Consider the following 12,813-nt stretch of genomic DNA (forward strand, 5'->3'; position numbering starts at 1 on the left):
GCGGGAGAGGGACAAGTCGATGACGGAGACCGTGGCGACAGGCAGTAAAGGCGCGAAGAGGGGTAAGCGCGGGCTCACCGTCGAGCGCGTGTTCACCACTGAGGGTGTGCACCCTTATGACGAGGTGAACTGGGAAAAGCGCGACGTCGTGATGACCAACTGGCGCGACGGTTCGATCAACTTCGAGCAGCGCGGGGTCGAGTTCCCCGGGTTCTGGTCGGTCAACGCGACGAACATCGTCGCCAGCAAGTACTTCCGCGGCGCGGTCGGCAGCCCGCAGCGCGAGAACAGCCTCAAGCAGCTCATCGACCGGGTCGTGAAGACCTACGTCAGGGCCGGCACCGAGAACGGCTACTTCGCCACCGGGGCCGACGCCGAGATCTTCGAGCACGAGCTGACCTGGATGCTGCTGCACCAGGTGTTCAGCTTCAACTCCCCGGTCTGGTTCAACGTCGGCACGACCTCGAAGCAGCAGGTCAGCGCCTGCTTCATCCTCGCGGTCGACGACAACATGGACTCGATCCTCAACTGGTACAAGGAAGAGGGCCTGATCTTCAAGGGCGGCTCCGGTGCCGGGCTGAACCTGTCGCGCATCCGCTCCTCGAAGGAGCTGCTCTCCTCCGGCGGCACCGCCTCCGGCCCGGTCTCGTTCATGCGCGGCGCCGACGCGTCCGCGGGCACCATCAAGTCCGGCGGGGCGACCCGTCGCGCGGCGAAGATGGTCGTGCTCGACGTCGATCACCCCGACGTCGAGGAGTTCATCCAGACGAAGGCGCGCGAGGAGGAGAAGATCAAGGTCCTGCGCGACGCCGGGTTCGACATGGATCTCTCCGGTGCCGACATCCACTCGGTGCAGTACCAGAACGCGAACAACTCCGTCCGCGTCAACGACGAGTTCATGCACGCGGTCGAGTCGGGCGGCGAGTTCGGCCTGCGTGCCCGCCTGACCGGCGAGGTGATCGAGACCGTCGACGCGAAGAAGCTCTTCCGGTCGATGGCGCAGGCCGCGTGGGAGTGCGCGGACCCGGGCCTCCAGTACGACAGCACGATCAACGACTGGCACACCTGCCCCGAGTCGGGCCGCATCTCCGCGTCCAACCCGTGCAGCGAGTACATGCACCTGGACAACTCCAGCTGCAACCTCGCCTCGCTGAACCTGCTGAAGTTCCTGAAGGACGACGGCATGTTCGACGCGGAACTGTTCGTGAAGGCCGTCGAGTTCGTCATCACCGCGATGGACATCTCGATCTGCTTCGCGGACTTCCCGACCGAGCCGATCGGTGACACCACGCGCAAGTTCCGCCAGCTCGGGATCGGCTACGCCAACCTGGGTGCGCTGCTGATGGCCACCGGGCACGCCTACGACTCCGACGGCGGCCGTGCACTGGCGGCGGCGATCACCTCACTGATGACCGGTACCTCCTACCGCCGGTCGGCGGAGCTGGCCGGGATCGTCGGCGCGTACGAGGGCTACGCCCGCAACGCCGAGGCGCACCAGCGCGTCATGCGCAAGCACGCCGCGGCGAACGACGCGATCCGCACCCTGCACGCGAACGACGCCGCGATGCGCGGCCTGGCCACCACCGAGTGGCAGCGCGGTATCGAGATCGGCGCCAAGAACGGCTGGCGCAACGCGCAGGCCAGCGTGCTCGCGCCCACCGGCACCATCGGTTTCATGATGGACTGCGACACGACCGGGATCGAGCCGGACTTCTCGCTGGTCAAGTTCAAGAAGCTGGTCGGCGGCGGCTCGATGCAGATCGTCAACCAGACCGTCCCGCGCGCGCTGAAGGCCCTGGGCTACCAGGACGAGCAGATCGAGGCGATCGTCGAGTACATCGCGCAGCACGGTCACGTCGTGGACGCGCCGGGCCTGCGCCCCGAGCACTACGAGGTGTTCGACTGCGCGGTCGGCGAGCGGTCGATCAGGCCGATGGGGCACGTGCGGATGATGGCGGCGGTGCAGCCGTTCATCTCGGGTGCGATCTCGAAGACGGTCAACATGCCGGAGGCGGCGACCGTCGAGGAAATCGAGGAGATCTACTTCGAGGGCTGGAAGCTGGGGCTGAAGGCGCTCGCGATCTACCGTGACAACTGCAAGGTCGGCCAGCCGTTGTCCACGGCGAAGAAGTCCGAGGCCAAGGCGGACGTCGAACCGGAGAAGGTCGTCGAGTACAAGCCGGTCCGCAAGCGCCTGCCGAAGAAGCGCCCGAGCCAGACCTTGTCGTTCACCGTCGGCGGCGCCGAGGGCTACCTGCACGCGGGTTCGTACCCGGACGACGGGCTCGGCGAGATCTTCGTCAAACTGGGCAAGCAGGGTTCGACCCTGGCCGGCGTGATGGACGCGTTCTCGATGTCGATCTCGGTGGGCCTGCAGTACGGGATCCCGCTCGAGTTCTACGTCTCGAAGTTCTCCAACCTGCGCTTCGAGCCGGCCGGGATGACCGACGACCCGGACATCCGGATCGCCACGAGCGTGCTGGACTACCTCTTCCGCCGGCTCGCGCTGGACTACCTGCCGTACGAGAAGCGGGCGCAGCTGGGCATCTTCACCGCCGAGGAGCGCACCAAGCAGGTCGAGTCCGGTTACGGCAGCTCCTCCGCTCCGGAGCTGGAGAGCGTGGACCTGGAGGAACTGCGCAGCACGGTCGAGTCGCGCCGCGCCGAAACGGAGCCGCACCGCCCGGTCGAGCCGGAGGCGGCGCACAGTACGGCCGAACTGATGGACCTGCACCTGGGCAAGGCCAACGACGCGCCGCTGTGCATGACCTGCGGCACGAAGATGCGCCCCGCGGGCTCGTGCTACGTCTGCGAAGGCTGCGGCGCCACGTCGGGCTGCAGCTGAGCCTTGGCTGACAGTAAATAAGGTGGTCAGATGGGGTGCGGACTTCGTGTCGGCACCCCATCTGCCGTTTTTTGGCGAGTCGGGCGTTGCGTTCAACCCAACACGTGCGCTGTAGTGGCCGGCGGTGGCTACTCGGCCTGTTCGGTTACCGGATGGCCTGTCGAAGTGTCTGGCGGGCGCGTGTCAACTCGTCCGCGCGCTGATCAAGGCGGGCGAGTGGGGTGCGTAACTTGTTCAGCACACCTGGGCACGGACGCAGCGAGCCGTCCGCGACGGCACAGGGCAGCAGCTGCCGAATCAGCTCGGTGGACAGTCCGGCGGCCAGCAGGGCACGAATGTGCCTGACCCTGTGCTCGGCGGCATCGTCGTAGTCGCGGTATCCATTGGCTGCCTGCTCGATGTGAGCAGGCCGAACCCGTTCGTAGTAACGGAGTGGGCGCTCGCTCGTCCCGGTGAGTTTGGCCAACTGTCCGATCAACATCGCCGCGCCACTGAGCTTGACCTTGCCATTGTGTCAACGTCCAACACTGGGGCCGGTGGCCGCATTCCGCCGCCACCGACCATGACCATTCGGCACCCGGCCGCATCCTGAGCGAGCCACCGATCTGGCCTCGTTCCGGCGCGAGAGGAGCGTGCGGGACGAGACGATCAGCGGACGGTCCAACGGGCCGGACAACTACCGAACCGCCTGGCAGGAACTCGACTCAGCGTGCGCGGCACACCCCGACCGTTTCATCGGGTTCGGCAAGGTTCGCCTGGACGTCCCGGCCCCGCAGATTGCGGCGGACGTCGAGCGAGAGGTCCTCGGCCGGGGCTTTCGGGGCATCGGTGAGCTGACGCCGCCACCGGACGGAGCCGGGCGGATCGAGCCGGTTCTGCGAGCAGCCACCGATCGAGCTGGCCCGGGAAACCCCGAACATCTACCTGGAGCTGTCGACAGCGAACATCATCTTCGCGGTGCGACTGGCCATCAACGAGATACCTGAGCGCGCACTGTTCGGTTCCGACGCCCCCTATGGCGACCCGATTCTCTCCCGCGCCACCGTCGAACGCGTGACTCAGCCAGGTGCGCTGCGCGATCGCGTCCTCGGCGGCACGCTGGCCGAACTGCTCGATCTCTGACCGCACGCACGGCTTCGACACAAGCTTGGGGGTGACCGAGCCAGGCCCGGTCACCCCGCCAAACCACTTGTTCACTTGCTGCCCGCTAACCTCTGTCACGTTCCGGCGTGCCGTCTCGTCGTAACTGCGGGAACCTGGAACCGGCGAACAAGGGGGTACCGTGAACGAGACGATCCTGGTCACCGGCGGTACCGGCACCCTCGGCCGCGTCGTGGCGGAACGGTTGCTGGGTGACGGGCGCGAGGTGCGCGTGCTCAGCCGCAAGCCCGCGCCCGCGGGCACGCCCTACTCGTGGCGAACGGGGGACCTGAAGACGGGTGCCGGGATCGCCGAGGCGACCGAAGGCGTCGACACGATCGTGCACTGCGCCTCGAACCCGATGGGTGGGGACGTCGCGGCCACGCGGAACCTGATCGAGGCCACCCGTGGGGCGCACCTGGTGTACATCTCGATCGTCGGGATCGGCCAGATCCCCTTCTTGTACTACAACGCGAAGCTCGCGACCGAGCGGCTCATCGAGAACTCCGGGTTGCCGTGGACGATCCTGCGTGCCACCCAGTTCCACGATCTCGTCGCCGGCTTCACCAAGGCCCAGCTCCGCCTGCCCGTCACCTTCACCCTCAAAGGCCGCTTCCAGCCGGTCGACGTCCGTGAGGTCGCCGACCGGCTGGTCGAGTTGGCGCTGGGGCAGCCCGCCGGTCGCGTGCCGGACATGGGCGGGCCCGAGGTGCGCGACTCGCGCGAACTCGCCAGGGCCTGCCTCGCCGCGGTCGGGCGGACCAAGCCGGTGGTCGCGCTTTCCTTACCGGGCAAGGCGGCCAGGGCTTTCCGCGCCGGGGCGAACCTCACGCCCGCGCACGCCGACGGGAAGGTCACCTTCGAGCAGTACCTGTCGGAGCATAGCTGAGCTGGGACCACAGGAACTCGAACAGCAACGCCCATTTCTGGGCCAGCTGCTCGTTGTCCGCGGCGGCGCCGTGCCCGCCCTCGATGTTCTCGTGGTAGCGCACCTGGTAATCCTGCTCGCGCATCTTCGCGACCATCTTCCTCGCGTGCCCGGGGTGTACCCGGTCGTCGCGAGTGGACGTCATGAACAGCGTCGGCGGGTAATCACGTCCACTGTGGACGTTCTGGTACGGCGAGTACTTCCTGATGTACTCCCACTGCGCCGGGTCGTCCGGGTCGCCGTACTCGGCCATCCACGACGCGCCCGCGAGCAGCAGGTGGTAGCGGCGCATGTCCAGCAGCGGCACCTGGCACACGATCGCGCCGAAGAGCTCCGGGTACCGCGTCAGCATGACGCCCATCAGCAGGCCGCCGTTGCTTCCCCCGTGCGTGCCGAGCTTCTCCCGCGTCGTGATCCCGCGATCGATCAGATCCTTCGCCACCGCGGCGAAATCCTCGTACACGAGGTACCGGTTCTCCTTCATCGCCCGGGTATGCCACGAGGGCCCGTATTCGCCGCCACCGCGGATGTTCGCGAGCACATACGTTCCGCCACGGGCGATCCACCCGCGACCGAGCACCCCGCTGTAGTCGGGCAGCCGCGAGACCTCGAACCCGCCGTAGCCGGTCAGCAGCGTCGGCCCGCCCGCCGCTTTCGGCCGGACCACGAAGTACGGGATCTGGGTGCCGTCGGGGGAGGTGGCGAAGTACTGGCCGACCGTCGTCCCCTCGGCGTCGAACCGGGTGGGTGACTGCTTCAGGACCTCGGCCGGCCCGCCGACCTGCCCGTAGGACAGCGTCGGTGGCTCGGCGAAACCACTGGTGCTCAACAGGTATTCGTCGCTTTCAGCCGGATCGGTGTCCACGATCTCGGCGACGCCCAGTTCGGGCCCCGCGGGCATCGGCTCGCGGCGCCAGCCCTCGCCCGGCGTCAGCACGTGCAACCGGGTGCGCACGTCGGACAGTGTGGTGAGCAGCAGGTGGTTCCGCGTCCAGGCGTAGTCCTCGAGCGAGGTGCGGGCGTCCGGCTCGAACAGCACGGTCAGCTCGCGCCAACCCGCGAGGTAGCCGTCGAACGGGGCGGCGAGCAGGGTGCCCGCTTCGTACTCCCGCTCGTTGACCGTCCACGGTGAACGTGTCCGGATGAGCAGCCATTCGCGATGCACCGTCGTCTGCGCGTCCTCGGGCACATCGATGCGCACGAGGCCGTCGGGGGTGCGCAAGAACTTCTCGACCCGGTAGAAGTCCGGCGAGCTGCCCACGAAATCGCGTTCGAAGCCCGGCGTGGAATCGTGGTAGCCGAACGCCGAAACGTCCTCCGGCTTTCCTTCGTAGACGGTCACCGCCTTTTCCAGCGGGGTGCCGCGCTGCCATTCCTTGATCACTCGCGGATAGCCGGAGGTGGTCAGTGAACCTTCGCCGAAATCGGTGCCGACATAGATCAGGTTCTCGTCGATCCAGCCGACGCGGCTCTTGGCTTCGGGCAACTGGAATCCGTCCTCGACGAACTCGCGGCGATCGAGATCGAACTCGCGGACCACGGTCGCGTCGGCGCCGCCGCGCGAAAGTTCGATCAGCCCGAGCCGGTAGCCGGGCCGCAGCACGCTCGCGCTCTGCCAGACCCAGTTTTCGCGCTCCCGCTGGGCAAGCGCGTCGATGTCGAGCAGCACCTCCCAGTTCGGACGGTCCTTGCGGTATTCATCCAGAGTTGTGCGCCGCCACAACCCGCGCGGATTGCCGGCGTCCTGCCAGAAGTTGTAGAAGTATTCGCCGCGCCTGCGGATGTAGGGAATCCGATCATCGGCGTCGAGCACCTCGCGGATTTCCGTGCGCAGTCGCTCGAACCGTTCGCTTCCGGTCATCTCCTCGAGCGTCTCGGCGTTGCGGGCGCGCACCCAATCCAATGCCGCATCGCCGGTCACGTCCTCGAGCCACAGAAACGAGTCATCGTCAGCCATGCGGGACAGTGTGCCAGCTGAAGACGATTTTCAGGACAGGTTCGCCGACCATCGCCCGGATGGAAGAATCGCGCCCTGGGGCACCCGGTTCGACGGGGGTTTCCGGTTCTTCGCAACGCGTCACCCGGTCGGTCCAACCGGCGGTTCGCCCGGATCGTGGCTTTCGTCTTCGAGTGCCGGGCCCTAACCTGATGTGAACCAGATCACTACCCGGGAGGTGCTGGATGAGGATCGCGGACGTCCTGCGCAACAAGGGCACGGCGGTCGCCACGGTCTCGCCACAGGCGACCGTCGCGCAGCTGCTGGCTGGGCTGGCCGAACACAACATCGGCGCCATGCCGGTGCTCGGCCCGGACGGGGTCGTGGGCATCGTCTCGGAACGGGACGTCGTGCGCAAGCTGCACGAACGCGGTGAAGGCCTGCTCTCGCGGCCCGTCTCGGAGATCATGACCACCGTCGTCGCCACCTGCACGCCACGGGACTCGGTGGACGACCTGAGCGTGCTGATGACCCAGCGCCGGGTCCGGCACGTTCCCGTGCTCGACGAGGGGCAACTCGCCGGCATCGTGAGTATCGGTGACGTCGTGAAGACCCGCATGGAGGAACTCGAAGCCACTCACGAGCAGCTCCAGGCCTACATCGCGCACGGTTGACCGCGCTCCCACAGCGCCAGCACACGATCGATATCGGCCCGGATGGCTTCCCGCGCCTCGTCGCGGGGCATCCCGGCCATGAGCATCGCGTCGTATCCGGTGTCCTCGTGGCGGATCGACGCGACCACGGCGAGCCGGACGGCCTCCTCGTCCAGCGCGCGGCCGGCCGCGGACCTGCCCACCCGCCCGCTGCCCCGGGCGCCCGCATGCTCCGCGATCGCGTGTGCGCGGCCGGTTGCGCACCCAGGGAACAGCCGGCGGATCTCCGCGGCCATCGCGGCCTGGAACTCCACGTCCTGCTCGGCGCGGCGGACGGCATCTCGTTCGCGGCGGCGGGCGCGGACCTCCTCGTCGGCGAGGCACTGGCTCTCGGCCCGTTCGAGCGCCGCGCGCTCGACCAGGAGCCCTTGCCGCTCATAGCGTTTACGGCGCTTGTTGAACCGCATCACGAGTACGGCGAGAGTGCTTTCCTTCTTCGCGCGCCGGGACAGCGCCGCGTTGCCCGAGGGCAGGAACACCAGATGGCCGAAGTCCGCGCACGGCAGGCACAGCGGCTGGTCGCCGTCGAGGTGCATCCATTCGCCCGCCGCGCCCTCGGTCCCGCAACCGGCGCACGTCCAGTCGTTCAGGGGTGAGACGGCGACGAGGTCCGGCGCCTGGTTCTGCCGGGTTTCGAGGCGCTCGCGCTGCTTGCCCGACAGCTCCGGCGACATCCAATGCGTGCGGAAGATCCGTTGCAGCGCCTCGTTTTCGGAGAAGACGAGGGGGCGCCGGTCTCTCGTTCCGGCCAGGTATCCGGCTTCGCCCGGCTGCAGTCCCCGCTCGCGGGCCCAGTCGCGCAGGTACTCGAATGCCGTCAGCACCTTCGTTTCGTCCACCGGGAGCACGCCGGCCAAGGCGCCCGGGCGCCCGCCTCGCCACTCCCGCACGGCGATTGGGGACAGCCACCGCAAACCCGTCAGCACCTCGACCGGCGCCACGTACTTGGTGTTGCGCAGCAACGACTCCGCGACGTCCACGACCCGGCGCTGGAGTTTCGGCTGATCGGCCATGGCCGGGCAGTTTACCGGGGTCAGTGCTGCGCGAGACCGGTCCGGTAGGCGAACGCCACGGCCTGGGCCCGGTCACGCAGACCTGCCTTCGCGAACAGGTGGTTCACATGCGTCTTGACCGTCGCCTCGCTGATGAAGAGCGTTCGCGCGATCTCCGTATTGGACAGGCCGCCCGCGATCAGCCGGAGTACCTCGACCTCGCGTGCGGTGAGCCCGCCGACCTCCGGTGTGCGCGGCGCCTGTGCCCGACTCGCTGCCTCGACGAGCCGCCGCTGCAACTCCGAATCCACTGTGGACACCCCGCTGGCGGCTGAGCGCAGCGCCCGCGCGATCGACTCCGCGTCGGCGTCCTTGGTGAGGTAACCCCGCGCGCCGGCGCGCAGCGCGGACAGTAGGGAGTCGTCGTCGGCGTAGGTGGTCAGGACCACCACTTCGGTATCGGGATGTTCGGCGCGGACGCGAGCCGTCGCGGCCACCCCGTCGCAGCGCGGCATCCGCAGGTCCACGAGCAGCACGTCGGGTTCGTGCTCGGCCACGAGCCGCACCGCCTCGATCCCGTCGGCCGCGGCGCCCACGACATCGATTTCGGGCAGCAACCCGAGCAACGTCATCAGGCCCTCGCGGACCACGGCCTGGTCGTCGGCCAAGACCACACGCAGCGGTTTCACGCCGGTACCGTCAGCTGTACCCGCCATCCATCCTCCCCCGGTCCCGTGGCGAGCCGCCCGCCGAGCTGCTCGGCCCGCTCGCGCATCCCCCGTAGACCGTAACCCGGCGACGTGCCCGGCGCGGGCCGCTTGCCCTGCTGGTCGAGGACGGTCACCTCGACTTCGCCGGCCGAGTAGGCCAGTTCGACCCGCACACGGGCGCCCGGCGCGTGCTTACGGGTGTTGGACAGCGCCTCCTGCACGGCCCGCAGCAGCGTGGTACTGGTGGCCGCGTCTATTGCGCGAGGCTCACCGCGCACGGTCAGCGCCGCGGGCGCGCTCGTGTCGAGCCGGTAGCCCGCGAGCAGGTCCTCGATCGCGCGCTCCAGCGGCACCGGATCGTCGCGCAGGGCGGCGACGGCCTGCCGTGCTTCGCCCAGGCCGTCGGCGGCGAGTTGCTGTGCGCGTTCGATCTGCGCGAGCGCCTCGGCGCTCGCCCCGTCCCGGATCAGCATCAGGCGCGCGCCCTGCAGGTTGAGGGCGAGCCCGGACAGTGAGTGGGCGAGGACGTCGTGCAGTTCGCGGGCGATCCTGGCGCGCTCGGCGAGCGCGGCGGCGAGCGCGTGCTCCTCGGCGGCGGTGCGGGCACGGGCCAGCGCGAGCTCGGTCTGCTCGAGGCGGGCTACCCGGTCGCGGCGGTTGAGCCCCAGCAGGATCACGACCGCGATCAGCGAGATGTCGAGCAGCGCGTTCCGCAGGGTCACGTCGTAGCGCAGGAACAGGGCGGTCGTCGTGCCCGCCATGACCAGCCCGATCGCGAGCGCCGTCCAGAGCGACACGAACCGTGACGCGTAGAAGATCGTGGTGAACACGACGACCGAGACGAGCGAAGCGGGATGCAGCACCCACAGCGTCCCGCTCGCGGCGGCGAGGACGATCAGCCCGGCGGGCAGGAGCCAGGCGGGCTTGGACGGCAGCCACAGCATCGGCAGCGAGGCGACGAGCGCGACCGCCGCCAGCGGCCAGGTCAGCGGCGTGTACCGCGGGGCCGTGCTGATCAGCGGGATGAGCACGAGCAGCCAGCGCAGCGAGTCCAGCGCGAGGGAGTACCGCTCCCGCCTGATGCCGGGCGTCATGCCGTTCAGCATGCCTCAGCTTGGGGCGGTCTCGGACCTGCTGGCGGCGATCGGGAGGTCGCGGCGGCGTGCCCGGTGGTAGATGAGCGCGTTCTGGACGCCGATGCTCACACCGAGCGAGAGGAGAGTGGACGACGAGGTCAGCGGGCCCGTGAGTCCCATCTTCACCCCGGCGAGGGCGAACCCGATCCGGATCGCGATCGTCACGAGCCACAACGCGAGGGTCACCGCCGTGCCCTTCTGGAAGGCGTAGCCGTCGCGGGTGTCCAGATGCGTGCTCGCGCCGCGCGCGATGCCGAGCGCCAGCAGCACCAGCAGGTCGGCCGCGAACAGGCCGATCTCGCCCCCGGACGCGGTGGGCAGGGCGCGGGCGGAGTTCAGCACGCCGAGGACCAGCAGGATGCCCGGGAACAGGACCAGACCGCGCACGGTGATGGTGCTGCCCCGCTGTTGCCGGTACACCACGCGCCACACCACGAACGCGGCGATCACGATATACAGCACGATCTCCATGCGTTCCAGCCTCGACCGCGCTCGCCCGGTGCGCGTCGGCTTCCGGGTGGCTTCCGGGTTGATCGCGGCTCAACCCCAGGGTGGAGTACCCGGTTTGTCCACAACACCCCGGTTATCCACAGGCTGTCCATTTTCTTTCCCGCCACGGCCCGTCATCCGCCATTGTGGAGTGGTGACCACCACCACGCAGATCCTTCCTGACGGCACCCCCTGCATCAGCCTCCGCGACCCGGCACAGATCATCGCGTCCGTGCCGCCGCTGCTCGGGTTCCGCCCCGAGAACTCCGTCGTCGTGCTCGGGCTCGGCGGTGCCGACGGCACGCGAGTGCGGCCGGTCGTCCGTCTCGACATACCGGCCGCGATGCACGAGCCGGACGCCGTGCGGGCGTTACAGCAGGTATTCGACGAGAATCCGGTGAAAGCAGCCCTGATCGTCCTCATCGGACACCGTCCCGGGCAATCGCCGCCGTCCGAAGGGCCGCCGCACCGGCGGTTCGTCGAGTCGCTGTGCGCGAAGCTCGGTCCGCGCGTGCCGTATGCCGTGTGGGCGGCGGAGATCCGTGAGGGAGCGCGCTGGTGCGCGTACCACAGCGAGGAAAGCGGCGTGCTCCCGGACGACACCAGCACGGTGACCGCGGCAGTCTTCACAGCGGGTGGCAAAGTGACGTTCGAGAGCCGGGAGGAGCTGGCGGCCCAGCTGGCGCCGGATGACGTCGAAGCCGTGGCCAGGCGCGCGAAACTGGTGACAGCGGCGGTGAACGCGCTCGACCCTTCGGTGAGCCCGGAACGTCTGCTGTCGGCACAGCTGGCGCTCGTCCGTTCCGCGCTGGAGCGCGTACGGCGTGGCCATCTGTCCTTTTCGGACGGCGAGATCGTCGGGCTGGCACTGGCGCTGTCCAATACTGGCGTCCGCGACGCTTGCCTGGCGCTGGCCCGGGTCCCGCACGTCAGCAGTGATGCGGAGCGGCTTTGGCTGGAGCTGGTCCGCCGCATGCCGGCGCCGGAACGCAGCGAGGCGGCGGTCCTGTTGAGCTACTTCGCGTACCTTCGCGGCGAAGGCGCGCTGGCCGGAATCGCCGCGGACAACGCACTGGACGCCAACCCGCGCAACGTACTCGCCGATCTGCTTTCGTGCTGCCTCGTCACCGGTCTCCCACCGGAGCGGCTCCACGGCCTCGCCTGCACGGAGGATCCCGACCTCCTGTGCCCGGAATCCGCCGGGAGCGAGAAGTGACGGCTCCTCCCGGCAGCGGGGTATACGGCGGGACCGTGCCCCGCCCCGCCGCGACCTCGTGGGGACCCGCGACCTCGTGGGAACCCTTGGCGCCCGGGCCTCGACCTCGTAGAGACCGCGCCCGCGACCCGGCTGCGACCCTGTGGCGGCCTGGCTACGATCCTGCCGCGGCCCGGCTGCGATGGGGTGGCGGCGCTGGCGCGTCTTGGTGGCGACCCCGCCGCGATCCCTTGGCGATCCTGCCGCGTCCTCGCGGGGCACCTGGCCGCGATCTCGTGGGACCCGGCTGTGTCGTCATGGCGACTCGGCTGCGGGTTCTAGTGTTTCGTGATCTTGTTGTTTTTGCGCGCGGGTGTGTTTGTTTGCCAGGGTGCTGAGTTGGCTCTTGGCGTCGCTGAGTTGGCTCGGGGCGTTATCGAGTTGGCCGGCCGCTGTCGCCGGGGGCAAAGTCAGCGACCGGACCGGCCAACTCGACACCGCAGCGGACAAACCCAACGACCCAACGGGCAAACACGGCAACGTAAACCGGACAGGATCACACGACACTAGTGGGCATCCAGCGCCGACCCGTTGCTACTCGGCTGCGATCCGTGGGCACCCGGCCGCGACCCGTTGCCACCCGGCTGTCCTCGTGGCCACCCGGCTGCGATCCGTTGCCCCTCGGCTGTCCTCGTAGGCACCCAGCCCCGACCCGTTGCCACTCGGCCC

At 68.7% G+C, this 12,813-nt stretch carries 12 protein-coding genes; 5 read left to right on the forward strand and 7 right to left on the reverse strand.

The annotated features are described in order from the left end of the window. Positions 1–19 precede the first annotated feature (19 nt). A complete protein-coding gene (locus tag FG385_RS02120; protein WP_139094878.1) occupies positions 20–2,845 on the forward strand; it encodes a vitamin B12-dependent ribonucleotide reductase in 2,826 nt (941 codons plus the stop codon). Positions 2,846–2,990: 145 nt separating this feature from the next. Here FG385_RS02120 and FG385_RS02125 read toward each other — a convergent pair whose 3' ends face one another. Both FG385_RS02125 and FG385_RS02130 read right to left on the reverse strand, forming a co-directional pair. Then, entirely contained in the window at positions 2,991–3,326 is a 336-nt protein-coding gene (locus FG385_RS02125) for a MerR family transcriptional regulator (protein WP_139094879.1), read from the reverse strand. A gap of 223 nt (positions 3,327–3,549) precedes the next feature. Continuing rightward, the gene (locus FG385_RS02130; RefSeq protein WP_139094880.1) at positions 3,550–3,765 is read right to left on the reverse strand and encodes a hypothetical protein; all 216 of its coding nucleotides are present in this window, start codon (positions 3,763–3,765) and stop codon (positions 3,550–3,552) included. Between the two features lie 37 nt (positions 3,766–3,802). Between FG385_RS02130 and FG385_RS33745 the strand changes: the two genes are divergently transcribed. Together FG385_RS33745 and FG385_RS02135 are read left to right on the forward strand one after the other, a co-directional pair. After that, entirely contained in the window at positions 3,803–3,967 is a 165-nt protein-coding gene (locus FG385_RS33745) for an amidohydrolase family protein (protein WP_160148704.1), read from the forward strand. Positions 3,968–4,127: 160 nt separating this feature from the next. Further along, positions 4,128–4,874, forward strand: a complete 747-nt coding sequence (locus FG385_RS02135) for an SDR family oxidoreductase (protein WP_139094881.1) — start codon at positions 4,128–4,130, stop codon at positions 4,872–4,874. Here the strand turns inward: FG385_RS02135 and FG385_RS02140 are convergent. Further along, the gene (locus FG385_RS02140) at positions 4,840–6,870 is read right to left on the reverse strand and encodes a prolyl oligopeptidase family serine peptidase (RefSeq protein WP_139094882.1); all 2,031 of its coding nucleotides are present in this window, start codon (positions 6,868–6,870) and stop codon (positions 4,840–4,842) included. The two genes, FG385_RS02135 and FG385_RS02140, sit on opposite strands and share 35 nt — an antisense overlap. 224 nt (positions 6,871–7,094) lie before the next feature. On the opposite strand from FG385_RS02140, the gene FG385_RS02145 reads away from it, so the two are divergent. Next, a complete protein-coding gene (locus FG385_RS02145; RefSeq protein ID WP_139094883.1) occupies positions 7,095–7,523 on the forward strand; it encodes a CBS domain-containing protein in 429 nt (142 codons plus the stop codon). On the opposite strand, the gene FG385_RS02150 is transcribed toward FG385_RS02145, so the two are convergent. From FG385_RS02150 to FG385_RS02165, 4 genes are read right to left on the reverse strand one after another with little or no spacing between them, the layout of a single operon-like run. Next, the gene (locus FG385_RS02150; RefSeq protein ID WP_139094884.1) at positions 7,505–8,575 is read right to left on the reverse strand and encodes a DUF2293 domain-containing protein; all 1,071 of its coding nucleotides are present in this window, start codon (positions 8,573–8,575) and stop codon (positions 7,505–7,507) included. The two genes, FG385_RS02145 and FG385_RS02150, sit on opposite strands and share 19 nt — an antisense overlap. Positions 8,576–8,595: 20 nt before the next feature. Beyond that, complete coding sequence (locus FG385_RS02155; protein ID WP_139094885.1) at positions 8,596–9,270, reverse strand: response regulator; 675 nt, start codon at positions 9,268–9,270, stop codon at positions 8,596–8,598. Beyond that, positions 9,240–10,358, reverse strand: coding sequence for a histidine kinase (locus FG385_RS02160; protein ID WP_139094886.1), 1,119 nt, complete (start codon positions 10,356–10,358; stop codon positions 9,240–9,242). Before FG385_RS02160 ends, FG385_RS02155 begins: the two co-directional genes overlap by 31 nt. Before the next feature lie 15 nt (positions 10,359–10,373). Then, the gene (locus FG385_RS02165; RefSeq protein WP_139094887.1) at positions 10,374–10,871 is read right to left on the reverse strand and encodes a hypothetical protein; all 498 of its coding nucleotides are present in this window, start codon (positions 10,869–10,871) and stop codon (positions 10,374–10,376) included. A gap of 172 nt (positions 10,872–11,043) precedes the next feature. Between FG385_RS02165 and FG385_RS02170 the strand changes: the two genes are divergently transcribed. After that, positions 11,044–12,105, forward strand: a complete 1,062-nt coding sequence (locus tag FG385_RS02170; protein WP_160148705.1) for a DUF4192 domain-containing protein — start codon at positions 11,044–11,046, stop codon at positions 12,103–12,105. Positions 12,106–12,813 lie beyond the last annotated feature (708 nt).

The sequence above is a fragment of the Amycolatopsis alkalitolerans genome (genome assembly GCF_006152065.1).
GTDB classification, from domain to species: Bacteria; Actinomycetota; Actinomycetes; order Mycobacteriales; family Pseudonocardiaceae; genus Amycolatopsis_E; species Amycolatopsis_E alkalitolerans.

What these genes read in the sequence shown, in the direction of transcription:
- FG385_RS02160 (WP_139094886.1), bottom strand. Translation starts at nt 10,358, where the DNA reads ATGACGCCCGGCATCAGGCGGGAGCGGTACTCCCTCGCGCTGGACTCG.
- FG385_RS02125 (WP_139094879.1), bottom strand. Translation starts at nt 3,326, where the DNA reads ATGTTGATCGGACAGTTGGCCAAACTCACCGGGACGAGCGAGCGCCCA.
- FG385_RS02155 (WP_139094885.1), bottom strand. Translation starts at nt 9,270, where the DNA reads ATGGCGGGTACAGCTGACGGTACCGGCGTGAAACCGCTGCGTGTGGTC.
- FG385_RS02165 (WP_139094887.1), bottom strand. Translation starts at nt 10,871, where the DNA reads ATGGAGATCGTGCTGTATATCGTGATCGCCGCGTTCGTGGTGTGGCGC.
- FG385_RS02120 (WP_139094878.1), top strand. Translation starts at nt 20, where the DNA reads ATGACGGAGACCGTGGCGACAGGCAGTAAAGGCGCGAAGAGGGGTAAG.
- FG385_RS02145 (WP_139094883.1), top strand. Translation starts at nt 7,095, where the DNA reads ATGAGGATCGCGGACGTCCTGCGCAACAAGGGCACGGCGGTCGCCACG.
- FG385_RS02140 (WP_139094882.1), bottom strand. Translation starts at nt 6,870, where the DNA reads ATGGCTGACGATGACTCGTTTCTGTGGCTCGAGGACGTGACCGGCGAT.
- FG385_RS02150 (WP_139094884.1), bottom strand. Translation starts at nt 8,575, where the DNA reads ATGGCCGATCAGCCGAAACTCCAGCGCCGGGTCGTGGACGTCGCGGAG.
- FG385_RS02130 (WP_139094880.1), bottom strand. Translation starts at nt 3,765, where the DNA reads ATGTTCGGGGTTTCCCGGGCCAGCTCGATCGGTGGCTGCTCGCAGAAC.